The organism is Streptomyces sp. NPDC008313 (genome assembly GCF_042956125.1).
GTDB lineage: Bacteria > Actinomycetota > Actinomycetes > Streptomycetales > Streptomycetaceae > Streptomyces.
The window spans coordinates 48,373-74,323 of record NZ_JBIBFR010000015.1 but is presented as its reverse complement, the minus strand read 5'-3'; the positions used below and the strand labels follow the sequence as shown (position 1 = coordinate 74,323).

At 73.2% G+C, this 25,951-nt stretch carries 25 protein-coding genes; 12 read left to right on the top strand and 13 right to left on the bottom strand.

What is annotated here, in order from left to right; translation table 11 throughout:
- Positions 1–35 precede the first annotated feature (35 nt).
- Positions 36–1,097 carry a hypothetical protein gene (locus ACFY93_RS21300; RefSeq protein ID WP_391361261.1) on the bottom strand — a complete coding sequence of 354 codons (1,062 nt, stop codon included), beginning with the start codon at positions 1,095–1,097 and terminating at the stop codon, positions 36–38.
- Between the two features lie 147 nt (positions 1,098–1,244).
- Here ACFY93_RS21300 and ACFY93_RS21295 point away from each other — a divergent pair, with 147 nt between their 5' ends.
- Both ACFY93_RS21295 and ACFY93_RS21290 read left to right on the top strand, forming a co-directional pair.
- The gene (locus ACFY93_RS21295) at positions 1,245–3,977 is read left to right on the top strand and encodes a helicase-associated domain-containing protein (protein WP_391361259.1); all 2,733 of its coding nucleotides are present in this window, start codon (positions 1,245–1,247) and stop codon (positions 3,975–3,977) included.
- Between the two features lie 187 nt (positions 3,978–4,164).
- Complete coding sequence (locus ACFY93_RS21290; RefSeq protein ID WP_391361256.1) at positions 4,165–5,811, top strand: DNA repair helicase XPB; 1,647 nt, start codon at positions 4,165–4,167, stop codon at positions 5,809–5,811.
- 61 nt (positions 5,812–5,872) lie between these two features.
- On the opposite strand, the gene ACFY93_RS21285 is transcribed toward ACFY93_RS21290, so the two are convergent.
- The gene (locus tag ACFY93_RS21285) at positions 5,873–6,067 is read right to left on the bottom strand and encodes a hypothetical protein (RefSeq protein WP_391361253.1); all 195 of its coding nucleotides are present in this window, start codon (positions 6,065–6,067) and stop codon (positions 5,873–5,875) included.
- Positions 6,068–6,398: 331 nt separating this feature from the next.
- Between ACFY93_RS21285 and ACFY93_RS21280 the strand changes: the two genes are divergently transcribed.
- Positions 6,399–8,507 (top strand): HelD family protein, encoded by a 2,109-nt coding sequence (locus ACFY93_RS21280; protein ID WP_391361250.1) that lies wholly within the window; start codon positions 6,399–6,401, stop codon positions 8,505–8,507.
- Positions 8,508–8,589: 82 nt separating this feature from the next.
- On the opposite strand, the gene ACFY93_RS21275 is transcribed toward ACFY93_RS21280, so the two are convergent.
- Together ACFY93_RS21275 and ACFY93_RS21270 are read right to left on the bottom strand one after the other, a co-directional pair.
- On the bottom strand, positions 8,590–9,288 hold the full coding sequence (locus ACFY93_RS21275) for a copper homeostasis protein CutC (protein ID WP_391361247.1): 699 nt from the start codon (positions 9,286–9,288) through the stop codon (positions 8,590–8,592).
- A 194-nt stretch (positions 9,289–9,482) separates the two neighbouring features.
- Entirely contained in the window at positions 9,483–10,157 is a 675-nt protein-coding gene (locus ACFY93_RS21270; protein ID WP_391361245.1) for a maleylpyruvate isomerase family mycothiol-dependent enzyme, read from the bottom strand.
- A gap of 206 nt (positions 10,158–10,363) precedes the next feature.
- Here ACFY93_RS21270 and ACFY93_RS21265 point away from each other — a divergent pair, with 206 nt between their 5' ends.
- Positions 10,364–11,029, top strand: coding sequence for a hypothetical protein (locus ACFY93_RS21265; RefSeq protein WP_391361243.1), 666 nt, complete (start codon positions 10,364–10,366; stop codon positions 11,027–11,029).
- 41 nt (positions 11,030–11,070) lie between these two features.
- Positions 11,071–12,165, top strand: a complete 1,095-nt coding sequence (locus tag ACFY93_RS21260; protein ID WP_391361241.1) for a GNAT family N-acetyltransferase — start codon at positions 11,071–11,073, stop codon at positions 12,163–12,165.
- 42 nt (positions 12,166–12,207) lie between these two features.
- Here the strand turns inward: ACFY93_RS21260 and ACFY93_RS21255 are convergent, their stop codons facing one another.
- Both ACFY93_RS21255 and ACFY93_RS21250 read right to left on the bottom strand, forming a co-directional pair.
- Positions 12,208–12,474, bottom strand: a complete 267-nt coding sequence (locus ACFY93_RS21255) for a DUF4031 domain-containing protein (protein WP_391361239.1) — start codon at positions 12,472–12,474, stop codon at positions 12,208–12,210.
- Positions 12,471–12,881 (bottom strand): hypothetical protein, encoded by a 411-nt coding sequence (locus tag ACFY93_RS21250; RefSeq protein ID WP_391361237.1) that lies wholly within the window; start codon positions 12,879–12,881, stop codon positions 12,471–12,473. Before ACFY93_RS21250 ends, ACFY93_RS21255 begins: the two co-directional genes overlap by 4 nt.
- A gap of 134 nt (positions 12,882–13,015) precedes the next feature.
- On the opposite strand from ACFY93_RS21250, the gene ACFY93_RS21245 reads away from it, so the two are divergent.
- From ACFY93_RS21245 to ACFY93_RS21230, 4 genes are all read left to right on the top strand, one after another.
- Complete coding sequence (locus tag ACFY93_RS21245; protein ID WP_391361234.1) at positions 13,016–13,942, top strand: SIS domain-containing protein; 927 nt, start codon at positions 13,016–13,018, stop codon at positions 13,940–13,942.
- A 170-nt stretch (positions 13,943–14,112) separates the two neighbouring features.
- A complete protein-coding gene (gene murQ, locus ACFY93_RS21240) occupies positions 14,113–15,129 on the top strand; it encodes an N-acetylmuramic acid 6-phosphate etherase (RefSeq protein ID WP_391361232.1) in 1,017 nt (338 codons plus the stop codon).
- Positions 15,130–15,357: 228 nt separating this feature from the next.
- Complete coding sequence (locus tag ACFY93_RS21235; RefSeq protein WP_391361229.1) at positions 15,358–16,857, top strand: PTS transporter subunit EIIC; 1,500 nt, start codon at positions 15,358–15,360, stop codon at positions 16,855–16,857.
- Positions 16,854–17,441: a hypothetical protein gene (locus ACFY93_RS21230; RefSeq protein ID WP_391361227.1), complete on the top strand. Its 588-nt coding sequence runs from the start codon at positions 16,854–16,856 to the stop codon at positions 17,439–17,441. The genes ACFY93_RS21235 and ACFY93_RS21230 overlap by 4 nt, the downstream gene beginning before the upstream one ends.
- A 12-nt stretch (positions 17,442–17,453) precedes the next feature.
- Here ACFY93_RS21230 and ACFY93_RS21225 read toward each other — a convergent pair whose 3' ends face one another.
- Positions 17,454–17,813, bottom strand: a complete 360-nt coding sequence (locus tag ACFY93_RS21225) for a hypothetical protein (RefSeq protein WP_391361226.1) — start codon at positions 17,811–17,813, stop codon at positions 17,454–17,456.
- 77 nt (positions 17,814–17,890) lie between these two features.
- Here ACFY93_RS21225 and ACFY93_RS21220 point away from each other — a divergent pair, with 77 nt between their 5' ends.
- Both ACFY93_RS21220 and ACFY93_RS21215 read left to right on the top strand, forming a co-directional pair.
- Complete coding sequence (locus tag ACFY93_RS21220) at positions 17,891–18,730, top strand: Scr1 family TA system antitoxin-like transcriptional regulator (protein ID WP_391361223.1); 840 nt, start codon at positions 17,891–17,893, stop codon at positions 18,728–18,730.
- On the top strand, positions 18,714–18,920 hold the full coding sequence (locus tag ACFY93_RS21215) for a DUF397 domain-containing protein (RefSeq protein ID WP_391361221.1): 207 nt from the start codon (positions 18,714–18,716) through the stop codon (positions 18,918–18,920). Before ACFY93_RS21220 ends, ACFY93_RS21215 begins: the two co-directional genes overlap by 17 nt.
- A 51-nt stretch (positions 18,921–18,971) precedes the next feature.
- Here the strand turns inward: ACFY93_RS21215 and ACFY93_RS21210 are convergent, their stop codons facing one another.
- Together ACFY93_RS21210 and ACFY93_RS21205 are read right to left on the bottom strand one after the other, a co-directional pair.
- Entirely contained in the window at positions 18,972–20,096 is a 1,125-nt protein-coding gene (locus ACFY93_RS21210; RefSeq protein WP_391361218.1) for an NADH:flavin oxidoreductase, read from the bottom strand.
- A gap of 188 nt (positions 20,097–20,284) precedes the next feature.
- The gene (locus ACFY93_RS21205; protein WP_391361215.1) at positions 20,285–20,863 is read right to left on the bottom strand and encodes a WHG domain-containing protein; all 579 of its coding nucleotides are present in this window, start codon (positions 20,861–20,863) and stop codon (positions 20,285–20,287) included.
- A gap of 92 nt (positions 20,864–20,955) precedes the next feature.
- Between ACFY93_RS21205 and ACFY93_RS21200 the strand changes: the two genes are divergently transcribed.
- Complete coding sequence (locus tag ACFY93_RS21200; RefSeq protein ID WP_391361212.1) at positions 20,956–21,402, top strand: anthrone oxygenase family protein; 447 nt, start codon at positions 20,956–20,958, stop codon at positions 21,400–21,402.
- A gap of 158 nt (positions 21,403–21,560) precedes the next feature.
- Here the strand turns inward: ACFY93_RS21200 and groL are convergent, their stop codons facing one another.
- From groL to thrC, 4 genes are all read right to left on the bottom strand, one after another.
- Complete coding sequence (gene groL, locus ACFY93_RS21195) at positions 21,561–23,186, bottom strand: chaperonin GroEL (protein ID WP_391361210.1); 1,626 nt, start codon at positions 23,184–23,186, stop codon at positions 21,561–21,563.
- 386 nt (positions 23,187–23,572) lie between these two features.
- Positions 23,573–23,779, bottom strand: coding sequence for a cold-shock protein (locus ACFY93_RS21190; RefSeq protein ID WP_005486335.1), 207 nt, complete (start codon positions 23,777–23,779; stop codon positions 23,573–23,575).
- A 448-nt stretch (positions 23,780–24,227) separates the two neighbouring features.
- The gene (locus tag ACFY93_RS21185; RefSeq protein WP_363247721.1) at positions 24,228–24,503 is read right to left on the bottom strand and encodes a MoaD/ThiS family protein; all 276 of its coding nucleotides are present in this window, start codon (positions 24,501–24,503) and stop codon (positions 24,228–24,230) included.
- 92 nt (positions 24,504–24,595) lie between these two features.
- Positions 24,596–25,942: a threonine synthase gene (thrC, locus tag ACFY93_RS21180; protein WP_391361206.1), complete on the bottom strand. Its 1,347-nt coding sequence runs from the start codon at positions 25,940–25,942 to the stop codon at positions 24,596–24,598.
- Positions 25,943–25,951 lie beyond the last annotated feature (9 nt).

Sequence of the window (25,951 nt, the reverse complement as noted above, 5' to 3'; positions counted from 1 at the left end):
GGCCGCCGGGGGCGGGGGACGGGCGGGCCGGCCGGTCAGCGGCGGCGCTGGGAGCGCCAGACCAGGTACAGGGCCGAGGCGGTCGCGGCGCCGCGGACCACCCAGGGCCAGGTCTCGGCGACCGCGTCGTTCATGTGGCCCTTGACGAGCGGGTCGCCCCAGCGTCCGTCGGAGCGACCCCACAACCAGACGACACCGGCGGCGACGACCGCGCCGGGCAGACCCAGGACCGCGATCTTCGTCTCGGTGGGGGTCAGCCGGCGTGAGCCGTAGGCGATGATCCAGCCGAGGACCAGGACGAGCGGGTGGCCGAGGACGGCGCCCGCCACGAGACAGCCCGCGGCGATCAGCAGCAGCGGGTTGCTCCAGCCGCCGAGGCGTGGCAGGGAAAGCCGCCTGCGCCGCGCGGGCGCGGCGTCCTCCACCACGCCCTCGGCCACGACGGCGTCGTCCTCGGGAACCCTCTGGGCCTCCCGCTCCTGGCGGGCCCTCTCCTCCTCGGTGGGCGGGGGTTTCAGTATCTCGGGGATCTCCACGCCGCCGACGAATCCGGGGACGCGGTCGTCGAGACCGAAGGGGCCGCCCTCGACCCGCCACCAGTCGGGCCGGGTGGCGCTGTCGCCCAGCTCCTGGGCGCTCGCGAGGTGCGGCGGCGACGGGATGTCGTGGGCGGTCCGGGCGGTGTCCGGTTCCGCGGCGCGCGGCCGGGGAACGACGCGCCGCAGCCCTTTCGCCATGGACCTGCGGCTCCCGCCGGACTCGGCCTCCGGCCCCGGGGCGGATGCCGGTTCCGGCGCGGGCGCGGGCGCGGGCGCGGGCGACGGCGCGGTCGCGTGGTGCGGGGCGTCTCCCGTACCGGGGAGGCCGCCGCTCGCGCCCGCCGCGGTGACGACGTCGTCGGGGGTGCCGAGACGGGAGAGGATGCGGCGGACCGCTGCCGGGCTGTCCAGCGGCGTTCTGGCTCTGCGCCGGTCGATCTCGCTCCGCAGCTGAGACACCAGACGCATCCGGGTACCCGACGGCAACTGCCGCTGCTGGGCCAGGTCGCCGACCCGGCTCAGATAATCGAAGACGAGTTGATCACTCTCAATCCCCACGAGGCACGACGGTACTGCAAGCCGCCCCGGAGGTCCTTCCCCGCCGGGGCGGACCCGGGAGTCCGGCCCGCACCCGCTCCCCGCCCGCCCCACGCCCGCGAAGCGCGATGCCCCCCGCCCCCAACCCCACCCGCTACCGTGAACCGGATGAGCACCGAGGAGCACTTCCCCACGGAGCCCGCGCACGCGGCCGGCACCCCCCGCTCCCTGGCGGAAGCCCTCCGCGCACGGGACGACGCCTCCCTGTCCGCGCTGCTGCGCGCCCGTCCGGATCTCATCACCCCCGTACCGGCGGACCTGACACAGCTGGCGACGCGCGCGGGCACCCGGGCCTCCGTCGTACGGGCCCTGGAGCGCCTCGACCGCTTCGCGCTGCAGACCGCCCAGGCGCTGGCCGTCGGGCCGGAACCGGCGACGTACGGCGAGCTGCTGGCGCTGATGGCGGGCGACGACGGCGATCCGACCGTCACGGCGGTGTTCCCGCGCGCGCTCGGAACGCTGCGGGAGCAGGCGCTGGTCTGGGGCACCGACGACCGGCTCCGGCTGGTGCGCACGGCGCGCGAGCTGCTCGCGCCGTCACCGCGGCACCCGTCCCCGACCGGTCTCGGACCGAGTGTCGCGGAGGCGACGGCGGGGATGTCGCCGGGCCGGGTGCAGGAGATCGTGGCGACGGCCGGACTGCCGAGCACGCACGACGCCGTGTCGGCGGTGGCCGCGCTGACCGGGCTGTTCACGGACCGGGCGCGGATGTCGGCACTCCTCGACGAGGCACCGGCCGACTCGGTGGAGGTGCTGTCCCGGCTGGTGTGGGGGCCGCCGTACGGACAGGTGACGGCGGGCCCGGCACGGCATCTGCGGTGGCTGCTCGACCGGGGGCTGCTGCTGCCGACGGCGCCCGGCACGGTCGTGCTGCCCCGGGAGGTGGCCCTGCATCTGCGGGCGGGCCGCGCGCACCGGGAGACGGAGCCGCTGCCGCCGGCGGTCGAGGCCGACGCCACGCACCGTCCACAGGTTGTGGACGAGGCGGCGGCGGGCCAGGCGTACACGGCGCTGGCGACCGTCGAGGAGCTGCTGCGGGACTGGCACGAGGGCGGGCCGGCCGTGCTGCGCGCGGGCGGACTGAGCGTGCGCGATCTGAAGCGGACGGCGGCGGCGCTGGACGCGCCGGAGCAGGTGGCCGCCTTCTGGGTCGAACTCGCCTACGCGGCGGGCCTGCTGGCGTCGGACGGCGAGGCCGACGAGCGGTACGCGGCGACGCCCGCGTACGACGAGTGGCTGGAGTCCCCCGCCCCGGAGCGCTGGACGCGGCTCGCCTCGGCCTGGCTGTGGGCGACCCGCACGGCGGGCCTGGTCGGCGGCCGGGACGCCAAGGACCGCACGCTGTCGGCGCTGGGCCCCGGCCTCGACCGTTCGGCCGCGCCCGAGGTCCGCCACCGTGTCCTCGTCCTGCTCGCCGGACTGCCCGAGGGCGCCTCGGCCGCCTCCGGCTCGGTGCTCGCCCGGCTGGACTGGGAGCACCCGCTGCGCGGCCCCGCCCGGTCGGGCGCGCCGTCCTCGCCCTCCTCCGCGTCGGCCCCGGACGATCTGCGGACGCGCCTCGCCCTGTGGACGCTGTCCGAGGCGGAGCTGCTCGGGATCACGGGGCGCGGGGCGCTGTCGTCGCAGGCCCGCGCCCTGCTGCGGCTGCCCCGGCCCACGCCGTCCGGCGGGGACGCCGCGGGTAGCGCCGCCCCCACGGACACCGCCGCCTCCACCGGCACCACGGACCCCACAGGCGCCGCCGACCCCCGCTCCACCCCCAGCGACAAGCTCCCCGCCCACCACCACCCTCGCCTTCCCGTCCCCGACCCGGCCCCCGCCTCCGCCGGGCCGCCCACCCCGGCCGAGCGGGCCGCCGCGGCCGCCGAGGCCGCCCGGATCCTCGCCCCGCTGCTCCCCGTGCCGCTGGACCACGTACTCCTGCAGGCGGACCTCACGGCGGTGGCGCCGGGTCCGCTGGAGCGGCCGCTGGCCGAGACGCTCGGGGTGCTCGCGGACGTGGAGTCGAAGGGCGGTGCGACGGTGTACCGGTTCACGCCGGGATCGGTGCGGCGGGCGCTCGACGCGGGCCGGTCGGCGTCGGACCTGCACGCCTTCCTCACCGCCCACTCGCGGACGCCGGTCCCGCAGCCGCTCTCGTACCTGATCGACGACGTGGCCCGCAGGCACGGCCATCTGCGGATCGGCGCGGCCTCGGCGTACGTGCGCTGCGACGACGACACGCTGCTGAACGAGATCCTCGCGGACAAGCGTTCGGCGGGACTGCGGCTGCGGCGGCTCGCGCCGACCGTGCTGGCGGCCCTGGCCGAACCGGCGGCGCTGCTGGATGGGCTGCGCGCGATGGGGTTCGCGCCCGCCGCCGAGTCGGCGCAGGGCGACGTGGTGATCGCGCGGGCGCACGCGCACCGCACCCCGCCGCGCGCGGCGCCCGAGCCCGTCCCGGACGGTCCGCCGGTGCCGGACGCCACCCTGCTGAACGCCGCGGTCCGGGCGATCCGCGCGGGCGACCTGGCGTCCACGGCCCCACGCAGACCGGCGCCCGTGCCGGGCGGCGGCGACGCGGAGGACGGGGCGGAGGACGGCGCGGGCGACGGCGGCGGTCTCCCCCGGACCGGCGCCGCCGAGACGCTGGCGACGATGCAGGCGGCCGTCCTCACCGGCGAGGCCCTGTGGATCGGCTACGTCAACGCGGAGGGCGCGGCGAGCCAGCGCGTCATCGCGCCCATCCGCGTGGAGGGCGGCTTCGTGACGGCGTACGACCACACGGCGGAGGAGGTCCGCACCTACCCCCTGCACCGGGTCACCGGGGTCGCGGAGCTGGCGGGCGACGACCAGGCGTGACGGAGCGCGACGCGATGGGCGACCCCGTGTGACGGAGCGGGTCCGATGGGCGACCCCGCGTGACGGAGTCGTGCGCCCGGCGCCCGCGCCCCGGTCCGGCCAGGGCGGTGATCACCCGTCCGTGCGGCACACTGGACGTTTGGCCGGTCGGCCGAGCAGGGCCGCCGGCACGCAGAAAGGGACGGGCGTGAACGGACCTCTCATCGTCCAGAGCGACAAGACACTCCTGCTGGAAGTCGACCACGAGCAGGCCGACGCGTGCCGCCGGGCCATCGCCCCGTTCGCGGAGCTGGAGCGGGCCCCGGAGCACATCCACACCTACCGGCTGACGCCGCTGGGCCTGTGGAACGCGCGTGCCGCCGGGCACGACGCCGAGCAGGTCGTGGACGCGCTCGTGCAGTACAGCCGCTACCCGGTGCCGCACGCGCTGCTCGTCGACATCGCCGAGACGATGGACCGCTACGGCCGGCTGACCCTGTCCAAGCATCCGGCGCACGGGCTGGTCCTCACGACCACCGACCGGCCGGTGCTGGAGGAGATCCTGCGCTCGAAGCGGGTCATGCCGCTGGTCGGCGCCCGTATCGACCCGGACTCCGTCGCCGTGCACCCGTCCGAGCGCGGGCAGATCAAGCAGACGCTGCTGAAGCTGGGCTGGCCGGCCGAGGACCTCGCCGGGTACGTGGACGGGGAGGCGCACCCGATCGAGCTGGCCGAGGACGGATGGGCGCTGCGCCCGTACCAGAAGCAGGCCGTGGAGAACTTCTGGCACGGCGGCAGCGGGGTCGTCGTGCTGCCCTGCGGCGCGGGGAAGACGCTGGTCGGCGCGGGCTCGATGGCGCAGGCGAAGGCGACGACGCTGATCCTCGTCACGAACACCGTGTCGGCCCGGCAGTGGAAGCACGAGCTGGTCAAGCGGACGTCGCTGACCGAGGACGAGATCGGCGAGTACAGCGGTACGCGCAAGGAGATCCGGCCGGTCACCATCGCCACGTACCAGGTGCTGACGACCCGCCGGAAGGGCGTCTACCCGCACCTGGAGCTGTTCGACTCCCGCGACTGGGGGCTGATCGTCTACGACGAGGTGCACCTGCTGCCCGCGCCCGTCTTCAAGTTCACCGCCGACCTCCAGGCGCGGCGGCGGCTCGGGCTGACCGCGACGCTGGTCCGGGAGGACGGCCGCGAGTCGGACGTGTTCTCCCTCATCGGCCCGAAGCGGTTCGACGCGCCGTGGAAGGAGATCGAGGCGCAGGGGTACATCGCGCCCGCCGACTGCGTGGAGGTACGGGTCAATCTGACGGACTCCGAGCGGCTCGCGTACGCCACGGCCGAGGCGGAGGAGAAGTACCGCTTCTGCGCGACGACGGCGACGAAGCGGAAGGTGACGGAGGCGCTGGTCCGCAAGTTCGCCGGACAGCAGATCCTCGTCATCGGCCAGTACATCGACCAGCTCGACGAGCTGGGCGAGCACCTCGGCGCTCCCGTCATCAAGGGCGAGACGTCGAACGCGCAGCGGGAGAAGCTGTTCGACGCGTTCCGCGCGGGCGAGATCAGTGTGCTCGTGGTGTCGAAGGTGGCGAACTTCTCCATCGACCTGCCGGAGGCGACGGTCGCCATCCAGGTGTCCGGCACGTTCGGCTCGCGGCAGGAGGAGGCGCAGCGCCTCGGCCGCGTCCTGCGCCCGAAGGCGGACGGCCACCAGGCCCACTTCTACTCGGTCGTCGCCCGCGACACCCTCGACCAGGACTTCGCGGCCCACCGCCAGCGCTTCCTGGCCGAACAGGGCTACGCGTACCGGATCATGGACGCGGACGAGGTGCTGTCGACGGACGGCTGAGGGCTCCGCGGGTGTGGTGCGTCCGCGCTGCCGGTCAGGCGGCGGACGCCCGCCTCCGCGGTCAGCGGCGGCGGACGCCCGCCTCCTCGCCGTACTCGCCGAGCAGGACCACGCCGACCGCCGCCTCGGCGAAGACCTTGACGGCGCGGAGGGCGTCGCCGAGGCGGTGGCGCTGGTGGGGGACGGCGGCGAGGGCGGTCGCGCCGCTCGGGGGGCTGTGCCGGGCCGGACCTGGGGTGAGGATCGCTGCGCTCATGCATCCATGGTGCGAGCCGCTTCCCCGGACGGCGTCGGTCTTCCGACCTAACCTGAACGGCCGCACGGTACGTCTCGGGGTGGAGCCGCCCCCGACTCACGCCCCACCCGTGCCCCACCCGGTCCCCTAGGGGATGCCGAGGTACCGGTGCTGCAGGAATTCGTTCGCCCCCTCGTCCCGCCTCCCCTACAATCTCCGCTCTTGCCCGCCTCCCTTCACGGAGTGCCGCCGTCCGGACGGAAACCGGCCGGCAGACCGCCACCACCACGCAGCCCGCGGCGCACCCGCGCCGCCCGCGCAGCCCACTCCGGAGGCAGAACCCGTGTCCCGCATGTCCGAAACCGCCGACGCCGCCCCCACCCCGCCCGGACGCACTCCCCCGCGCGACGACGACCCCCTCTCCCGGGAGCGGGCGCACCTGAGCGCCTCCCGGTCCGCCCTGCGGGCGATGCGCGAGGACGCGGAGGCCCTCGACATCCGCGACGTCACCGCGAACTGGGTGAACGCCGAGATCCTCGCCCGCCAGATCGAGGAACGGATCAAGGCCCTCGCGGACCTCAGCCACACCCCGCTGTTCTTCGGGCGGCTGGACTACCTGCACGCGCCGGGCGCGGAGCGGGCGGAACGTGCGGGGGGCGAGCGCCTGCGGCCGGAGGACGCCTATCGGACCCTGCACATCGGGCGGCGGCACGTGCACGACGCCGGGGGCGACCCCATGGTCATCGACTGGCGTGCCCCGGTGTCGCAGCCGTTCTACCGGGCGTCGAAGAAGGACCCGATGGACGTGGCGCTGCGCCGCCGCTTCGGGTACACCGGCGGCGACCTCACCGCGTACGAGGACGAGCACCTGTCCGATCCGGCGGAGGCCGCCGCGACCAGCAAGCTGCTCCAGCGGGAGATCGAGCGCCCGCGCGTGGGCCCGATGCGCGACATCGTGGCGACCATCCAGCCCGAGCAGGACGAGATCGTCCGCAGCGGGCTCGGCGGCACGGTGTGCGTGCAGGGAGGACCCGGCACCGGGAAGACCGCCGTCGGCCTGCACCGGGTCGCGTTCCTCCTCTACGCCCACCGGGACCGGCTGGCCCGCTCCGGCACCCTCGTCATCGGGCCGAACCGGTCCTTCCTCCACTACATCGAGCAGGTGCTGCCGGCCCTGGGCGAGCTGGCCGTCCAGCAGGCGACGGTCGACGACCTGGTGGCGCACGTCGAGGTGCGCGGCAGCGACGAGGCGGCGGCCGCCGTCGTCAAGGGTGACGCCCGGATGGCGCGGGTGCTGCGCCGGGCCGTCCGCTCGCACGTCACGCCGCCCACCGAGCCCGTGGTGGTGGTGCGCGGCTCCCGGCGCTGGCGGGTCCCGGCGTACGAACTGGAGGTCATGGTCCGCGAGCTGCTGGACCGCGACATCCGCTACGGGGCGGCCCGGGAGGCCCTGCCGCAGCGGATCGCGCACGCGGTGCTGGTCCAGATGGAGCGGTCGGGCGAGGCCCCGGACGACCGGGTGCAGGACGCCGTGGCCCGCGACGCGGCGGTGAAGGCGGCGGTGAAGCGGATCTGGCCGCCCGTCGACCCCGCGAAACTCGTCCTGCGGCTGCTGTCCGACGCGGAGTTCCTCGCCGCGCACGCCGAGGGGATCCTGGACGAGGACGAGCAGCGGACGATCCTGTGGACGAAGCCCGCGCGGTCGGTGAAGTCGGCGAAGTGGTCGGCGGCGGACACGGTGCTGATCGACGAGGCGACGGACCTGGTCCAGCGCACGCACTCGCTCGGGCACGTGGTGCTCGACGAGGCGCAGGACCTCTCCCCGATGCAGTACCGGGCGGTGGGGCGCCGCTGCACCACCGGGTCGGCGACGGTCCTCGGGGATCTGGCGCAGGGCACCACGCCGTGGGCGACGCGGAGCTGGGAGGAGGCGCTGGGCCACCTGGGCAAGGAGGACGCGGTCGTCGAGGAGCTGACGGCGGGCTTCCGCGTCCCCACCGACGTCATCACGTACGCGTCCCGGCTGCTGCCGCACATCGCGCCGGGGCTGGCACCGGTGGCGTCGGTCCGTGAGAACCCGGGCTCGTTCGAGGTACGGGAGATCGGTGCGGACGCGGACGTGATCGCGGCCTGCGAGGAGGCGCTGCGCAACGAGGGCTCGATCGGGCTGATCGCGGCGGACGCGCGGGTGCCGGCGCTCGCCGAGGCGCTGGCCGGGGCGGGGATCGGGTACGTCGGGCCGGGTGAGGAGACGACCGCGGAGACCCGGCTGACGCTCGTGCCGGCGTCGCTGGCGAAGGGCCTGGAGTACGACTACGTGGTCCTCGACGAGCCCCGGGCCGTCGTGGACGGCGAGCCCGACGAGCGTACGGGGCTGCGGCGCCTGTACGTGGCCCTCACCCGGGCGGTGTCGGGACTGACGGTGACCCATACGGGGGCACTGCCGGTTCAGCTGGGGTAGGCAGGCGCCGGCGGGTGCCGGCGGCCTCGCGTCCGTCCCTGCTCGGCGCACTGTTCCCCGCGCCCCTGACCGGACCTTCCCGCTACGCGTCCAGGGCTGTGCGCCATCGCTGGACCGCTGTGGCCGAGACCGGGCCGGTCCAGCCCTGCGGGCGGGCCGCGCCGCCGATGTGGAAGGCGTCGACGCCGGCGGCGCGCAGCCGGGGGACGTGGTCGAGGCGGAGTCCGCCGCCGACCATGATCCGGGGTTCGTAGCCGGGCTCACCGCTGCGGGCGGCCTCGGTGAGGAGTTCGTCGAGGCCGTCGTCGACGCCCGCCGCGGAGCCGGCCGTCAGATAGGCGTCCAGGCCAGGCTGGTCGGCGAGCTGCTTGCGCAGGGCGTCCCGGTCGGCGGCGCGGTCGATCGCCCGGTGGAACGTCCACCGGCAGCCGTCCAGCTCCTCCACCAGCCGTTCGACCACGGCCAGGTCCGCCCCGCCGGCGTCGTCGAGGAAGCCGAACACGAACTCGTCGGCGCCCGCCCCCCGCAGCTCCCGTGCCGCCCGTACGAGGGCGGTGGTCCCCTCCGCTCCGCCCGCCTCGAACCCGTCGGTCAGGCGGAGCATCACGCGCAGCGAGATGTCGACGGCGGCACGGATCCCGGCGAACGTGCCGATCGGCGGGGTGAGCCCGTCGGCGGCGATGTCGGTGATCAGCTCAAGGCGGTCCGCGCCTCCGGCCTGGGCGGCGACCGCGTCCTCGATGTCGAGGGCGATCACCTCCAGGACTGCACGCTTGCTCATGGGACCCCTTCCATGGTCTTCCCCGGGCGACGACCAGAGGCGATTGAGACGGTTACGGGCGACTTGGAACCACTACAGGTCTAGTCCAATCTCAGACTACGCCGGTATACCGCGCCACCGCGAGAAGATCACCGGGACATGGCCGTTTCCGGGCCCTCGCCGGGAGCCCGGCGAGAGCCCGGCGGGCCCCGCCGTCAGCCGAAGACGACCAGCTCCTTCTCCGTCGCCCCGGCCAGCTCGTACCGGGTGCCGGTGAGCGGGCGGCCCGCGTAGAGCCGTACGAAGGTGGCCGCGTCGCCGAGATAGCGGGCCGGGGACCGGTCGCCCGCCGCCGCGCCGAGCCTCAGCGGTTCGTCCAGGTCGTCGAGGTCGGCGTGGAGCGGCACATGGCCCTTGGCACGGCTGACCTGGGCGAGCAGCGTCAGCGCGTACGGCAGTCCCGCGCCCGCGTACGCGCCGGGCGCTCCGAGGGCGTCGCGTACGTCACCGGCGTGCACCCACTCGCCGAGCGCGATCCCGTCGCGTGCGCCGTCCGTCGCGGCGAGGGCGGGGCCGGCCTCGGTCATCCCCCGCTCCAGTTCGTCGATGATCCGGTCCGGCGTCCAGTCGCCCCGCTCGGCGATGTCGCGTTCGTTGCCCTCGGGGCTGAACGCGCCCTGTTCGAACCTGTTCTCCACGACCCGCGTCAGCGCGGCCGAACAGTGCGCCAGCACGTGCCGCACCGTCCACCCCGGACACGCGGTCCGCAGCGCGAAGTCCTGCTCCGGCCGCTCCCGCAGCAGCGGGATCAGCGCGTCGCGCTCCAGAGTCAGCAGCCGCCCGGGCAGCTCGGGGTCCCTCACGTCGAGTTGTGCGTCCACAGCAGTCATGACCCCCACGCTAGGCCCTGTCTGGCCATTCCCGTCTGCCGCGCGACGCCATGCACGCACTCTCGCCGCACCGGCCCCAGACCCGGGTACGTCCAGTACGAGGGCCTGGAGCCGGCACGCCGAGAGCACGCACCTGACGCCGCGCGGCCGCCCTTCGGGCGACGACGCGAATGGTCAGACAGGTCCTAGGGCCGACAATGCTGTTCATGGCGACGAACACCCCACCCGCCCGGGCTCCGCGTGAGCTGGACCGCTGGAACGCGGCCCTGTCGGCGGCCCGCGGCACGGACGGCCCCGACCCCTCCCCCTACGGCGAGAATCTTCTGAAGCGCTGGTCCGAGGCGCAGCGGCGGTATCACACCGTGGATCACCTGGTCGCCGTCCTCGACCACGTCGACACGCTCGCGGAGTACGCCGACGACGCGGATCTGGTGCGGCTGGCCGCCTGGTTCCACGACGCCGTGTACCTGCCGGACCGGTCCGAGAACGAGGAGCGGTCGGCGCGGCTGGCCGAACGGGCGCTGACCGAGGCCGGGGTGGCGGAGGCGGGCGTGGCGGAGGTGGCCCGGCTGGTCCGGCTCACCGTGGGCCACGACCCGGCCGACGACGACCGGAACGGGCAGGTGCTGTGCGACGCCGACCTGGCGGTCCTCGCGTCGGCGCCGGAGACGTACGCCGCGTACACGGACGCCGTGCGCGTCGAGTACGCGTTCGTGCCGGACGAGGACTTCCGGGTGGGCCGGGCGGACGTGCTGCGGCAACTGCTGGCGCTGCCCCGGCTGTTCAGGACGCCGTACGGACGGCGGGAGTGGGAGGACACCGCCCGCGCCAACCTGGAGGCGGAGCTGGCACGGCTCACGGACGGCGCGTAATTCGGTACGCACCGCGAGACGGGCGCCCTATTGTCACCGGCATGACGAACATGGGCGGGGACCAGGTCGAAGAGGCCGTCGCGGGCGCCGTGGCGCTGCTGCGGCCGGTGACGGGACGGGACTGGGAAGGCACCAAGGCGGGCCGCCTGGAGTGGAGCTGCCGCAGGACGGCCGAGCACGTCGCCGGTGATCTGATCGCGTACGCCGGGCAGTTGGCGGGGCGGGCCACCACGGAGTACGTGCCCTTCGACATCGTCATGGACGAGGGCACCGGCAACGACGGTGTCCTGGACGTCATCGAGACGACCGGCGCGCTGCTCGCCACCACCGTCCGCGCCACGCCCCGCGAGGTGCGCGCCTTCCACCCGTACCCGTTCCGCAGCGCGAACCGCGAGGGCTTCGCCGCCATGGGCGTCACCGAGGTGCTGGCGCACACCCATGACATCGCCGAGGGCCTGGGGCTGGCCTACGAGCCCTCCGCCGAGCTGTGCGAGTGCGTCCTCACCCATATCTTTCCGCACGTCCGGCCCGGCGCCGACCCCTGGCGCACGCTCCTGTGGGCCACCGGCCGGGGCGACCTTCCCGACCGCGCGCCGCTCACCGGGTGGCGCTGGAACAACAACCTGGTGATACCGGCCGGCCGCCTCACCCTCCAGGGGGTCACCCCGGCCGCCGCCTTCGACCTGCGGGCGGGCGGCACGGGCGGCTTCGACTGGATCGAGGGCGGCCCGTACGACGGCACGCGGGCGGCCGCCGGGATGATGCTGAAGGCGTACGAGCAGGGGACGCACCGCCCGGAGTGGGGCGTGTTCGTCCTCGTGCGCGAGGACGACGGCCGCGCGGTCGGCGGCATGGGCTTCCACGGCGCCCCCGACGAGGAGGGCCGCGCCGAGGTCGGCTACGACCTGGCGGAGGCCGCCCGCGGCCGGGGCTACGCGACCGAGGCGCTGAGCGCCCTCTCCGCGTGGGCGCTGGCCCGCGACGAGGTGACGGCGCTGTTCGCGGCCGTCGACCGGACCAACACCGCGTCCCAGGGCGTCGTCACCCGGGCCGGGTTCACGCGGGTGGACTGTGAGGAGTCGACCCGGGACCGGGACGGGGAGCAGTACGGGTACGAGCTGCGCGCGACCCGGTGAGACCGTCCGGCCGGCCGGGAGAACCGCGGAACCGCGACCTCCCTACCGCTCCCACTGCTTGGCCCGGCGCAGTCCCGCGCCCTGGAGCAGCAGCACCACCTCGCGGCTGGTGACCTCCACGGCGCCGGCGGCCACCGCGTCGGCGTACCGGTGCGACGGTATGTCGTAGTGGTCCCGCTCGAACGCGCGCGCGGGGACGCCCAACCGGCGGGCGAAGTCGTGCAGTTCGTCGTACGAGACGTCACTGACCAGGTGGGACCACATGCGGCCGTGTCCCGGCCAGGTCGGCGGGTCGATGTAGACGGTCATGACGAGGACGTCCTCCCGTAACCGGAGCCGGGCTCTGAGCCGCCGGTCGCCGTGCCCAGCGATCCGACGGAGGCGACCTTCACCCCGGCCTTGTGGCACGCCCAGTGCGGGTCCGGTCCCAGCTCGGGTTCCACGTCGAGGGCGTGCGGGTCGCCGGAGCCGCAGACGGGGCACAGCGGCCACCGCCCGTGCCGGTCGAGGAGGGCGTCCTGCACGTCCTGGGCGACGAGTCCGGCGACGAATCCGACACCCTCCGGCCACTGCTCGACCCACCAGCGGCGCTGCGCCACCGACTCCTCGACGAGGGAGACGACGTCCGCCTCGGCGACCTCTCCCGCGACCAGATCGGCGATGACGAGCGCGCGGGCCGCGTGCAGGGCCTGTTCCAGAGGGCTGATGGGGTCCATGCACCCATTGTGCGCGAAGGGTGCGGGAGGCGTGCGGCAGACGACGGACCCGGCCCGGGCGGGCGGCCGACGACGGACCCGGGCCGGGCGCGGGACCCTTGACCATGGCCGCGCTCCGAAAATATCTTTCAGAGGTGACCCAAGACCTGAAGGAAATTTTCGTGGGCGCGACCCCGCCCGCCCCCGCCGCGCTCGCGGCCAAGGTGCGGACGCTGGCCCCGTCGATGACCCGTTCCATGCAGCGGGTCGCCGAAGCCGTCGCGAGGGACCCGGCCGGCTGCGCGGCGCTCACGGTCACCGGCCTCGCCGAACTCACCGGCACCAGCGAGGCGACCGTGGTCAGGACCGCCCGCCTCCTCGGCTACCCCGGCTACCGCGACCTGCGCCTCGCCCTCGCGGGCCTCGCGGCCCAGCAGCAGTCGGGCCGGGCGCCCGCCGTCACCGCGGACATCGCGGTCGACGATCCCATCGCCGACGTCGTCGCGAAACTCGCCTACGACGAGCAGCAGACCCTCGCCGACACCGCGGCGGGGCTCGACACGGTCCAGCTCGGCGCCGCCGTCACCGCGCTCGCGGCGGCCCGCCGTATCGACATCTACGGGATCGGCGCCTCCGGCCTGGTCGCCCAGGACCTCGCCCAGAAGCTCCTGCGGATCGGGCTGATAGCCCACGCGCCCAGCGATCCGCACCTCGCCGTCACGAACGCGGTGCAGCTGCGCGCCAAGGACGTGGCGATCGCCATCACGCACTCCGGCTCCACGGGCGACGTCATCGAACCGCTGCGGGTCGCCTTCGAGCGCGGCGCGACGACCGTCGCCATCACCGGCAGGCCCGGCGGCCCCGTCACGCAGTACGCGGACCACATCCTCACCACCTCGACGGCCCGCGAGAGCGAGCTGCGCCCGGCGGCGATGTCGTCCCGTACGAGCCAGCTGCTGGTCGTGGACTGCCTGTTCGTGGGGGTCGCCCAGCGGACCTACGAGACGGCGGCGCCCGCGCTCTCCGCCTCGTACGAGGCGCTGGCGCACCGGCACACCCCGCGCGGCGGCCACCAGCGTTAGCCGGCCTCCGGTGCCGGACCGGCGCCGGAGGGGCGCGCGCGCCGTCCACGCCCCGCGCGCGTGCGCCCGCACCCCCGGGGCGCCCGCGCCGTGCGAGCGCCCCGCACACCCCGCACACCCCGTACGTCTCCCAACCCCCCGCATCCGCACACCGGAAAGAGCCGCCCGACATGACCTCCACCGCCGACGCGTCCGCCTCCGGCACGCCCGCCTCCGGCGCCGACGCCCCCGAAGGCGACACTCCCGCGTACACCTCCGCACCCGCTCCCGCCCACCGTGATCTGCGCGACCAGTTGGAGACCCTCACCACCGAGGCGTTCCGCCCGGAGCTCTCCGAGATCGACCGGCTGCCCACGGAGGAGATCGCGCGGATCATGAACGGCGAGGACGCGACCGTCCCGGCCGCCGTCGCCGGGCAGCTCCCGCGGATCGCCGCCGCCATCGACGCCATCGCCGACCGGATGGCCCGCGGCGGCCGGCTGGTCTACGCGGGCGCGGGCACGGCGGGCCGGCTCGGAGTGCTGGACGCGTCCGAGTGCCCGCCCACGTTCAACACGGACCCCTCCGAGGTCGTCGGCCTCATCGCGGGCGGCCCCGGCGCGATGGTCACCTCGGTCGAGGGCGCCGAGGACTCCGAGGAGCTGGCCGCACAGGACCTCGACGCGCTGAAGCTGACCGCCGACGACACGGTGGTCGGCGTCTCGGCGTCCGGCCGCACCCCGTACGCGGTCGGCGCGGTCGAGCACGCCCGTACCTGCGGGGCGCTCACGGTCGGTCTGTCCTGCAACGCGGGCAGCGCGCTGGCGGCCGCGGCGGACCACGGGATCGAGGTCGTCGTCGGCCCCGAGCTGCTCACCGGCTCGACCCGCCTGAAGGCCGGTACGGCGCAGAAGCTGGTCCTGAACATGCTCTCGACGATCACGATGATCCGCCTCGGCAAGACGTACGGGAACCTGATGGTCGACGTCCGCGCCTCGAACGCGAAGCTGCGGGCCCGCTCCCGGCGCATCGTCGCCCTCGCCACGGGCGCCTCGGACGACGAGATCGAGGCCGCGCTCACCGCCACCGACGGCGAGGTGAAACCGGCCATCCTCACGATCCTCGCCCAGGTCGACGCGGCCACCGCCACCGCCCTTCTCACCACCTCGGACGGCCACCTCCGCGCAGCGCTGACGGCAGCGGGCTGACGCGCCGCGCCGCCGCTGTGGGCATACGTGCCGCCAAGGGCGATGGGGGTCCCCCTGCTCGAGCGAAGCCGAGAGCTTGGGGGAGGGTGGGCACAGCGGCGGCACCCGCCCGGCGCCGGCGAGCGGCCCCACCCTCACGGCACCGCAAACGCCGGACGAGCAGCCCACCCACGGCACCACCCGCACACGGCACCACCCCACACACCCCCTCCCCCCAGGATCAGCGCCATGAGCACCCCCTCCCCCCACGCCGCCACCGCCGCCGCCCTCCTCCCCCTGGTCGGCGGCGCCGCCAACGTCACCTCCGTCGCCCACTGCATGACCCGCCTCCGGCTCGGCCTGAGGGACCGGAGCCTCGTCCGGGACGACGCGATCCGCGCCCTGCCCGCCGTACTGGGCGTGGTCGAGGACGACACGTACCAGATCGTCCTCGGCCCGGGCACGGTCGCCCGCGTGACCCCGGAGTTCGAGGCCCTGCTGGCCGCCGCGCCCCCGGAAGCCGCCACCCCCTCCGCGCCCACCCCCGCCGCCGCGCTCGCCGCCCACGGCTCCGCGCTCCGCGCCGCCCGCAAGGAACGCAACGCGACCCCCTTCAAGCTGCTCCTGCGCCGCGTCGCGAACATCTTCGTCCCGCTCATCCCCGCCCTCATCGGCTGCGGCATCATCGCGGGCCTGGGCGGCCTGCTGATCAACCTCGGGTGGCTGCCCTCCCTCACCCCGGCCCTGACGGCGATCGCGTCCGGCTTCATGGCCCTGATCGCGGTGTTCGTCGGCTTCAACACGGCCAAGGAGTTCGGCGGCACCCCGGTCCTCGGCGGAGCGGTCGCGGCGATCGTCGTCTACGCGGGCGTCGCCAAGGTGACGGTCTTCGGGACGACGCTCGCCCCGGGCCAGGGCGGCGTCCTCGGCGCCCTGGGGGCCGCGCTGCTCGCCGTGTACGTCGAGAAGTGGTGCAGGACCTGGGTCCCCGAGACCCTCGACGTCCTGGTCACCCCGACGCTCACGGTCCTGCTGTCCGGCCTGGTGACGCTCTACGGCCTGATGTACGCGGCCGGTGAGGTCTCCACCGCCATCGGCACGGCGGCGAACTGGCTGCTGTCCACGACGGGCGCCTTCGCGGGCCTGGTCCTGGGCGGCCTGTTCCTGCCGCTGGTGATGCTCGGGCTGCACCAGGCGCTGATCCCCATCCACACCACGCTCATCGAACAGCAGGGCTACACGGTCCTGCTGCCGATCCTGGCGATGGCGGGCGCGGGCCAGGTCGGCGCGGCGCTCGCGGTGTACGTGCGGCTGCGCCACGACGACTCCATCCGTACGACGATCAGGTCGGCGCTTCCGGCGGGGCTGCTGGGCGTGGGGGAACCGCTGATCTACGGCGTCTCACTGCCGCTGGGCCGCCCGTTCGTCACCGCCTGCGCGGGCGGCGCGGCGGGCGGGGCCTTCATCGGCTTCTTCTCGATGCTCGGCGACAAGATCGGCTCCACGGCGATCGGCCCCTCGGGCTGGGCCCTGTTCCCCCTGCTCAAGGGCGACCAGAACCTCGCCGTCACCGCCGCGATCTACGCGGGCGGCCTGCTCACCGGATACGTGGTCGGCTTCGCGGCGACGTACCTCTTCGGCCTTGGCGCGGCGGCGGAGACGGTCAGTACTGTCGGTGGTGTGTGCGACTCTCCAATGGGAGAGCCCGTACGGGAGACCGTTGGCCAGGAAGGAGACCGCACCCCGTGAACCACGCACAGCTGACCGCCCTCGGCCGCGCCCTGCGGGTGCTCGGCGAGCACGGCGAGGAGCTGACGGCGGACACGCCCGACGCGAAGCTCCACGAGTACAAGGCCGACCTCAAGCGCGCCCTCGACCTGCTGGACGAGAGCGTGTCCGGCGCGAAACCGACGACGCGGTGCGCCGAGCATCCCAACGGTCCGGTGGACGAGGGCGCCGTCGACCGGTGCCTGCTCTGCGAGACCCGGCGCCGCACGGCCCGCCGCTCGGAGGTCAACGGCGCCTTCCCGCAGGGGCGGCACGCCGCCCCCGACGAGGCCCCGGAGCGCACGAAGTCACGCTACGGAGTGCGCGGGGACCGGCCGCAGGCCCAGCAGCGCTGGCTGCCCGAGGTGTGGAACGGCCAGGAGTGGCAGCTCTGCGGCACCCCGCGCCGCGACCGCCACGAGGCCGAGCGCTACCTGGCCGCCGAGCGCAGGACGCCCCGCCCCGGCATGGCCTACCGCCTGGTCCACGAGTTCACCGACTACGAGGTCCTGCGCATCTGGGGCACCCCGGTGAAGACCGACATCGAGCCGATGGGCAACATCTGAGCCGGCCGGCGTTCACGGCAGCCGTCCCTGGCGGTTGACCTCGCGGACCCGGGCCCGCAGCGCCTCGGCGGACGAGGCGCCGGCCGGAGGCTCGGGCGGACCGTCCGCCCGCTCCCGGCCGGCATCGGTGGCCCGGAGCACCGCCGCGAGCCGCGCCGCCGTGCGCACGTTGCAGCGCCCCAGGGCCACCAGGGCGTACGGCTCGTCGCTCGCGCCCGTGACCGGGTCGACCCGCAGCGACGGCAGCACGACGCCGACGCCCGCCAGCGCCTCCCGCAGCCGCGCCACGGCCTCCTCCGTCGACGGCACCCGCTCACTCGACGTCATCTCCACGTGCCCCAACTCCTCCACTGTGAGTATCGGTTTTCCCACACAGCGTGTCCTTCACCCGTCTAGCCTGGGAAGAGACGGCGTTCCAACAACCCCGCTTGTGCTTACAGGGAGTTGCCATGCCAGGACCCAAGGATCTCGACCCGTCCTCCTCGCCGCGCGCCATGATGGGCGCGGAGTTGCGTCACGCGCGCGAGCGAGTGGGCCTCAGTCAGGAGGAGTTGGGCCAGCCGCTCTTCGTCAGCGGCTCGTTCATCGGCCAACTGGAGGCCGGGACACGGCGGATGCACCTGGAGTACGCCCGCCAGATAGACGACATCCTCGGCACGAACGGCTTCTTCGAGCGCAACTGCAAGGCCCTCGCCAAGTCCAGGTACCCGGACCACTTCGCGGAGGCGGCGGAGGCGGAGGCGGTGGCCACGGCGATCCGGGAGTACGCGGCCCTGTTGATCCCCGGACTGCTGCAGACGGAGGGGTACGCGAGGGCCGTCTTCCGCGCCTACCAGCCGACGGCGGCAGAAGCCGTGATCGACGAACTGGTCGCCGCCCGACTGGAGCGGGCACACCTCCTCGCTGATCCAACAACCCCACTGTTGTGGGCGGTTCTGGACGAGGCGGTGGTGCGCCGCAAGGTGGGCGGGGCACATGTGATGGCCGAGGCTCTGCGGCGTGTGGCAGCGCTTGCCCGGCAACACCGCATCATCGTCCAGGTGCTGCCCTTCAACGCCGAAGCCCACGCGTCCATGACCGGTGCCCTGACGCTGCTGGACTTCGAGGACGCCCCACCCCTCGCCTTCATCGAGGGTCCCAGCATGGGGAGGCTCGAGGACGATCCCGCCACAGTCACCCGCCACCAACTCACCTACGATCTGCTCAGGGCCGCCGCACTTGCGCCGCAAGAGTCCCTGGCCCTGATCGAATCAGTGGCGGAGGATTACGCCCATGAAGATCAGCCCTGAGTACGGCCTGAGCGCCACCCATTGGCACAAGTCCAGCTACAGCGGCGGCGAGGGCGGCAACTGCCTCGAAGTCGCCCCCGGTCACCCCACCCACGTCCCCGTCCGTGATTCCAAGGACCCCCTCGGCCCGAAGCTCGCGTTCCGGGCCGGGGCGTGGACGGCGTTCGTCGACAGCCTCAAGCGCGCCTGACATGACGGAGGGCGGCGCACCCACATGGGTGCGCCGCCCTCCGTCCGCGCGTCACGTCAGCGACGCCAGCGCCTTCGCGTCGTACGCCGTCAGTTCGTCGAAGCGGCCCGCGAGGACCTTCGCCGCCCAGTGCGGGTCGGCGAGGAGGGCGCGGCCGACCGCGACGAGGTCGAACTCGTCGGCCTCCAGGCGGTCCAGGAGGTTGTCGAGGCCCGCGAGCGGGGCGCCCTCGCCCTGGAACGCCTTGATGAAGTCGCCGTCCAGGCCGACCGAGCCGACGGTGATGACGGGCTTGCCCGTGAGCTTCTTCGTCCAGCCGGCCAGGTTGAGGTCGGAGCCGTCGAACTCCGGGAGCCAGTAGCGGCGGGTGGAGGCGTGGAACGCGTCGACGCCCGCGTCGGCCAGCGGGGTGAGGAGGTCGGCCAGCTCCTCCGGGGTCCCGGCGAGCCGGGCGTCGTAGGCGTCCTGCTTCCACTGCGAGTACCGGAAGAGGACGGGGAAGGACGGGGACACCGCGGCGCGCACCGCGGCGACGATCTCCGCCGCGAACCGGGTGCGGGCGACGATGCCGCCGCCGTACGCGTCGGTGCGGCGGTTGGTGCCGGACCACAGGAACTGGTCGACGAGGTAGCCGTGGGCGCCGTGGATCTCCACGCCGTCGAAGCCGATGCGCTCGGCGGCGGCCGCGGCCTCGGCGAAGGCGCCGATGACGTCGTCGAGGTCCGTGCGGGTCATCGCCCGGCCGGTGACCTCGTCCTCGCCGATGCGCAGCCCGGAGGGGCCGACCGCGGGGGCGTCGGCGAAGGGCGGCTCACCCTGCTTGCGGACCATGCCGATGTGCCACAGCTGCGGCACGATCGCCCCGCCCGCCGCGTGCACGGCGTCGGCGACCTTCGCCCATCCGGCCAGCTGCTCCTCGCCGTGGAACCGGGGAATGCGGTCGCTCTGCCCGGCGGAGGCGTGGCCGACGTACGTGCCCTCGGTGACGATGAGGCCGACGCCCGCGGCGGCGCGGCGGGCGTAGTACGACGCCACGTCCTCGCCCGGGATGCCGCCCGGGGAGAACTGCCGGGTCATGGGGGCCATCACGATGCGGTTCGGGACGGTGAGGCCGTTCAGCGAGACGGGCCGGGACAGGATCTGGGCCGCGCGTTCGGCGGAGGCGGCGAGGGTCACGTGGGGGGCTCCTTCGGTACGGCTTGCGGTGACGCGAGGACGGGACAAGGGAAGATGCTTGCGCATGCATTTAGGTACAAGCGCAACCGCCCCGCCCGCATTCCCGGCTTCGGGGAACAACGTCCGGCCGTGCCGGTGGAACTCCCCGACCGACGAGCAGGCCGAGGCGTACGGCGAACGCGCCGAGGTCAGACCACGGCGAGCCGGTCCACCAGCAGCTCCACCCTCTGCGCGGCATCCTCGGGCAGCAGCCGTCTCGCCCGGGTCAGGGTCGCGAGGCCGTGCAGGGACGCCCAGAACACCTCGGTGAACAGTCCCGTGTGGACGCCGTCCCCGGCGACCTCGCCCAGGCTCTCCAGCAGTGCGGCGAAGGCGTCCTTCAGCGGCTCCGGGGTGTCCTCCTGCGCGTACGCCAGGCCGCCGTCGAGCTGGAACAGGGCGTCGTAGACCGCCGGGTTGCGTGCGGCGAAGTCGAGGTAGGCGCGGGCGAGCGCGGCGACCCGCTCGCGCGGGCCGTCCGCGGCGGCGGTCGCGGCCCGCACCGCCGCGGCCAGCTCGGCAGCGCCCTCCAGGGCGACGGCACCGATGATCTCCCGCTTGCCGCGGAAGTGGCTGTAGAGGACGGGCTGGCTGTACTCGATGCGCTCGGCGAGCCGGCGGGTCGTGACCGCGTCCCAGCCCTGCCGCTCGGCGAGTTCGCGGGCGGTCGCCACGATGAGGCGCTCGCGCTCCGCCCGTTCGCGCTGCTTGCGTTCCTGTACCGACATGACACAGATCCTAGCATCGCTAGACAATCGAGCGGCAGTAGTACTAGCGTTGCACTGTCATCTAGCGACGCTAGATCCCAGGAGGGGTCATCATGTTCCACGCACTCGAGGTGTTCACCGTCGTGATCGTCGGCCTGATGGTGGGGGTGGAGTTCTCCGTCGCCTTCGTCATGAACCGGATCTTCGACGCCCTTCCCGAGGACAGCGACCAGCTCGCCCGCGCCCACGGGGGCCGGATGCTCGGCGCCCTCATGCCGTTCTGGTACATCGGCTCGCTCGTCCTCAGCGCGATCTGGGCCGTCGCCGGATGGGACCGCCCCGGCGCCGGACGCGTCGTCATCGCCGCCGCGCTGCTCATCGTGAGCGTGATCATGTCGCTCCTGCTGCTCGTCCCGATCAACAACCAGGGCAAGACGTGGACCCCCGAGAACCGGCCCGCGGACTGGAAGGAGCAGATGAACCGGTGGGACCGCTACCACTACGCCCGCGTCGCCGTCATCGTCGCCGCCTTCGCCTTCCTGGTCACCGCCCTCGTCTGAGCCCGGGACCTTCACCGCTCGCCCCAGCGGGAGCCGGCCCGGAGGCCGGGGCATCCCGGAGGATTCCGGCGACCCCGAAAACGCCCGAGGGCGGCACCCCCCTCGGTGGAAGGGGGTGCCGCCCTCGGTACAGGTGGACCGGGTCCGAGCCGTCAGGCTCAGAAGTCCATGTCACCGCCCGGCATGCCGCCCGGAGCGCCGCCGGCGGCGGCCTTCTCCGGCTTGTCGGCGATGACGGCCTCGGTGGTCAGGAACAGCGCGGCGATGGAGGCGGCGTTCTGCAGGGCAGAGCGCGTCACCTTCGCCGGGTCGATGATGCCTTCGGCGATCATGTCGACGTACTCACCGGTCGCGGCGTTCAGGCCGTGGCCGACGGGAAGGTTGCGCACCTTCTCGACGATGACGCCGCCCTCGAGACCGCCGTTGACGGCGATCTGCTTGAGGGGGGCCTCCAGGGCGAGCTTCACGGCGTTGGCGCCGGTCGCCTCGTCACCCGAGAGCTCCAGCTTCTCGAAGACCGAGGAGGCCTGCAGCAGGGCCACGCCACCACCGGCGACGATGCCCTCCTCGACGGCCGCCTTCGCGTTGCGGACGGCGTCCTCGATGCGGTGCTTGCGCTCCTTGAGCTCCACCTCGGTCGCGGCACCGGCCTTGATGACGGCCACGCCGCCGGCCAGCTTCGCGAGACGCTCCTGGAGCTTCTCGCGGTCGTAGTCCGAGTCGGAGTTCTCGATCTCGGCACGGATCTGGTTGACGCGACCGGCAACCTGGTCCGCCGAGCCCGAGCCGTCGACGATCGTCGTCTCGTCCTTGGTGATGACGACCTTGCGGGCGCGGCCCAGCAGTTCCAGACCCGCGTTCTCCAGCTTGAGGCCGACCTCCTCGGAGATGACCTCGCCGCCCGTCAGGATGGCGATGTCGCCGAGCATGGCCTTGCGGCGGTCGCCGAAGCCCGGGGCCTTGACGGCGACGGACTTGAAGGTGCCGCGGATCTTGTTGACGACCAGCGTCGACAGTGCCTCGCCCTCGACGTCCTCAGCGATGATCAGCAGCGGCTTGCCCGACTGCATGACCTTCTCGAGGAGCGGGAGCAGGTCCTTGACGTTGGAGATCTTGGAGTTGGCGATCAGGATGTACGGGTCGTCGAGGACGGCCTCCATACGCTCCATGTCGGTGGCGAAGTACGCCGAGATGTAGCCCTTGTCGAAGCGCATACCCTCGGTGAGCTCCAGCTCCAGACCGAAGGTCTGGGACTCCTCGACGGTGATGACGCCTTCCTTGCCGACCTTGTCCATGGCCTCGGCGATGAGCTCGCCGATCTGGGTGTCGGCGGCGGAGATGGAGGCCGTGGAAGCGATCTGCTCCTTGGTCTCGACATCCTTCGCCTGCTCCAGCAGGGCACCGGAGACGGCCTCGACGGCCTTCTCGATACCGCGCTTGAGGGCCATCGGGTTGGCGCCGGCCGCCACGTTGCGCAGGCCCTCGCGGACCAGCGCCTGGGCGAGGACGGTCGCGGTGGTCGTACCGTCACCGGCGACGTCGTCCGTCTTCTTGGCGACTTCCTTGACCAGCTCGGCGCCGATCTTCTCGTACGGGTCCTCGAGCTCGATCTCCTTGGCGATGGACACACCATCGTTGGTGATCGTGGGGGCGCCCCACTTCTTCTCGAGGACGACGTTCCGGCCCTTGGGGCCAAGGGTGACCTTGACGGCGTCGGCGAGCTGGTTCATCCCGCGCTCGAGACCGCGCCGTGCCTCCTCGTCGAACGCGATGATCTTGGCCATGTGAAGTGGTCCTCCCGGACTGGGGTGGAATCTCCAGGACCGCGCCCGCGCCCGCGACGGACGGCCTGCCGGCCTCGTGGTTCCTTGCCCCACTTGGCCTGCGGGCCTCACCGACCCGGTCCTCGTTGTCACTCTCACCTTCAGAGTGCTAACGCCAATGATTAGCACTCGACCCCGTCGAGTGCAAGAAGCGCCCGCGCGGCGGACGTCTCCGCCGGGGTGCCCGGGGCCGGGTCGGGGCGGGCCGGAGGGGGCGCGGACGGGCGGACGGGAGGGGGCGCGTGCGGCCCCGTACGCCCCGGAAGGCGCCGTCCGGGCAGACCGAAGGGCCCGTACCCGGTGGGTACGAGCCCCTCGACACGTCGAACAGTCAGTCGGCGCGTGCTTCAGCCGGCCGCCAGCCGGACCATGTCCGCCTGCGGCCCCTTCTGGCCCTGCGAGATCTCGAACTCGACCCGCTGGCCCTCTTCAAGGGTGCGGTAGCCGTCCATCTGAATCGCGCTGTAGTGGACGAAAACATCCGCACCACCGTCGACCGCGATGAAGCCGTACCCCTTCTCCGCGTTGAACCACTTGACGGTGCCCTGAGCCATGCCTAACTCCCCTATTACTGGCCCTTGCACAGGACCGCACTTCGCGGACCCGGGTCAGACCTCACCCCCCAACGGTTGGGGGTGTGCGCCGGAACGCGTCGACCGCGGCTGAATGTATCTGCCCAACTGCCGTCTGCAACAGGTCAATCGGACGAGAATTCTGGGAGCACCCGATCCGGAATGTGGGGAGAATTGGTGAAGTTTCAGGGCAAGTCGGGCCCCATATATGCCGCGAAAGGCTTGAAAGGGTGGGGCACTTTGGCTACTTCTTGACGGGTGCCGGGCGAGAACCGATATACGTCCGCCGGATAAGGCCGAGCAGCTTCCCCAACTGTACCGCGCTCAACCATGCGAATTGCCCCGGCCGTTTCTCCACGACAGGGGCAATTCGATGAACACACCGTGACCGATCTTACCGACGGTAATTGTCGGCAGGGCCGGTCACCCGTCAGCCGCCGGCGACCGCCGGGATGATCGAGACGCCGGCGCCGTCGGGCGTGGCCGTCTCCAGGCCCTGCTCGAAGCGGACGTCGTCGTCGTTCACGTACACGTTGACGAAGCGGCGCAGCTTGCCCTGGTCGTCGAGGACGCGCGCGGCGATGCCCGTGTGGTTCTTCTCCAGGTCGGCGATGACCTCACCGAGGTTCGCGCCCTCGGCGGCCACCTCGGCCCGGCCACCCGTGTAGGTGCGCAGAATGGTGGGGATGCGGACGTTGACGCTCATGCGGTGTGACCTCCGGTCGGGTAACGGCGGATGGTGGCGGGCGGCCGGGTACGCGAGACGGCCGCGTCGGCCCGTCGGGCGGGTCCGGCCCGTCAGACGAGTCCGGCCTCGCGGAACGAATCCAGGTTCGGGCGGATCGTCGCGGTCAGGCCGGTGCCCGCCACGGCGTCCAGCGTCTTGAGGCCGTCCCCGGTGTTCAGGACGACCGTCGTCAGCGCCGGGTCGAGCAGGCCGGACTCGATCAGCTTCTTCGTCACGCCGACCGTCACACCGCCCGCGGTCTCCGCGAAGATGCCCTCGGTGCGCGCCAGCAGCTTGATCGCGTCGACGATCTGCTCGTCGTTCACATCCTCCACCGCGCCGCCGGTCCGCCGTGCGATGTCGAGCACGTACGGCCCGTCGGCCGGGTTGCCGATGGCCAGCGACTTGGCGATGGTGTCCGGCTTCTGCGGCCGTACGACGTCGTGGCCCGCCTTGTAGGCCACGGACACCGGGGAGCAGCCCTCCGCCTGGGCGCCGAAGATCTTGTACGGCCTGTCCTCGACCAGTCCCAGCCTGATCAGCTCCTGGAGCCCCTTGTCGATCTTCGTGAGCTGGGAGCCCGAGGCGATCGGCACGACGAGCTGGTCGGGAAGGCGCCAGCCGAGCTGCTCGCAGATCTCGTACGCGAGGGTCTTGGAGCCCTCCGCGTAGTACGGCCGCAGGTTGACGTTGACGAAGCCCCAGCCCTCGCCGGCCGGGTCGCCGATCAGCTCGGAGCAGAAGCGGTTCACGTCGTCGTAGTTGCCCTCGATGCCGACGAGTTCGCCGCCGTAGACGGCGGCCATGACGACCTTGCCCTGCTCCAGGTCGTGCGGGATGAACACGCAGGAGCGGAAGCCGGCGCGGGCGGCGGCGGCACCGACCGCGCCGGCCAGGTTGCCCGTGGAGGAGCAGGAGAGGGTGGTGAAGCCGAAGGCGCGGGCGGCTTCGATGGCCTGGGCGACGACCCGGTCCTTGAAGGAGTGCGTCGGGTTGCCCGAGTCGTCCTTCACGAACAGCTTGCCGGGCTCGACGCCCAGCTCACGGGCGAGGTTGTCGGCCTGGACGAGCTTGGTCCAGCCGGGGTTGATGTTCGGCTTCCCGGCCACGTCCGCGGGGACGGGCAGCAGCGGCGCGTACCGCCAGATGTTCGCGGGGCCCGCCTCGATGCGCCGGCGCAGCTCCTCGGTGTCGTACGCCGAGAAGTCGTAGGCGATCTCCAGCGGGCCGAAACACTCCTCGCAGGCGAAGACCGGGCCGAGCGGCACGCGGTGGCCGCACTCACGGCAGGAGAGGGCGGCGGCGGGGCCGAGGTCGACGGGGGAGTTCGCGGTGCCCGGGGCGCTGTCGGCGCTCGCGGCGGGGTTCGCGGAGTTCGTGGTGGGTGCGTCGGTGTTCGCGACAGTCTGCGCAGCCATGGAGGCGAG

Excerpts from the sequence above, each read along its gene's own strand:
- ACFY93_RS21295 (WP_391361259.1), top strand. The coding sequence starts at position 1,245 with ATGAGCACCGAGGAGCACTTCCCCACGGAGCCCGCGCACGCGGCCGGC.
- ACFY93_RS21285 (WP_391361253.1), bottom strand. The coding sequence starts at position 6,067 with ATGAGCGCAGCGATCCTCACCCCAGGTCCGGCCCGGCACAGCCCCCCG.
- ACFY93_RS21280 (WP_391361250.1), top strand. The coding sequence starts at position 6,399 with ATGTCCGAAACCGCCGACGCCGCCCCCACCCCGCCCGGACGCACTCCC.
- ACFY93_RS21275 (WP_391361247.1), bottom strand. The coding sequence starts at position 9,288 with ATGAGCAAGCGTGCAGTCCTGGAGGTGATCGCCCTCGACATCGAGGAC.
- ACFY93_RS21270 (WP_391361245.1), bottom strand. The coding sequence starts at position 10,157 with ATGACTGCTGTGGACGCACAACTCGACGTGAGGGACCCCGAGCTGCCC.
- ACFY93_RS21265 (WP_391361243.1), top strand. The coding sequence starts at position 10,364 with ATGGCGACGAACACCCCACCCGCCCGGGCTCCGCGTGAGCTGGACCGC.
- ACFY93_RS21260 (WP_391361241.1), top strand. The coding sequence starts at position 11,071 with ATGACGAACATGGGCGGGGACCAGGTCGAAGAGGCCGTCGCGGGCGCC.
- ACFY93_RS21255 (WP_391361239.1), bottom strand. The coding sequence starts at position 12,474 with ATGACCGTCTACATCGACCCGCCGACCTGGCCGGGACACGGCCGCATG.
- ACFY93_RS21250 (WP_391361237.1), bottom strand. The coding sequence starts at position 12,881 with ATGGACCCCATCAGCCCTCTGGAACAGGCCCTGCACGCGGCCCGCGCG.
- murQ (WP_391361232.1), top strand. The coding sequence starts at position 14,113 with ATGACCTCCACCGCCGACGCGTCCGCCTCCGGCACGCCCGCCTCCGGC.
- ACFY93_RS21235 (WP_391361229.1), top strand. The coding sequence starts at position 15,358 with ATGAGCACCCCCTCCCCCCACGCCGCCACCGCCGCCGCCCTCCTCCCC.
- ACFY93_RS21220 (WP_391361223.1), top strand. The coding sequence starts at position 17,891 with ATGCCAGGACCCAAGGATCTCGACCCGTCCTCCTCGCCGCGCGCCATG.
- ACFY93_RS21215 (WP_391361221.1), top strand. The coding sequence starts at position 18,714 with ATGAAGATCAGCCCTGAGTACGGCCTGAGCGCCACCCATTGGCACAAG.
- ACFY93_RS21205 (WP_391361215.1), bottom strand. The coding sequence starts at position 20,863 with ATGTCGGTACAGGAACGCAAGCAGCGCGAACGGGCGGAGCGCGAGCGC.
- ACFY93_RS21200 (WP_391361212.1), top strand. The coding sequence starts at position 20,956 with ATGTTCCACGCACTCGAGGTGTTCACCGTCGTGATCGTCGGCCTGATG.
- groL (WP_391361210.1), bottom strand. The coding sequence starts at position 23,186 with ATGGCCAAGATCATCGCGTTCGACGAGGAGGCACGGCGCGGTCTCGAG.
- ACFY93_RS21190 (WP_005486335.1), bottom strand. The coding sequence starts at position 23,779 with ATGGCTCAGGGCACCGTCAAGTGGTTCAACGCGGAGAAGGGGTACGGC.
- ACFY93_RS21185 (WP_363247721.1), bottom strand. The coding sequence starts at position 24,503 with ATGAGCGTCAACGTCCGCATCCCCACCATTCTGCGCACCTACACGGGT.
- thrC (WP_391361206.1), bottom strand. The coding sequence starts at position 25,942 with ATGGCTGCGCAGACTGTCGCGAACACCGACGCACCCACCACGAACTCC.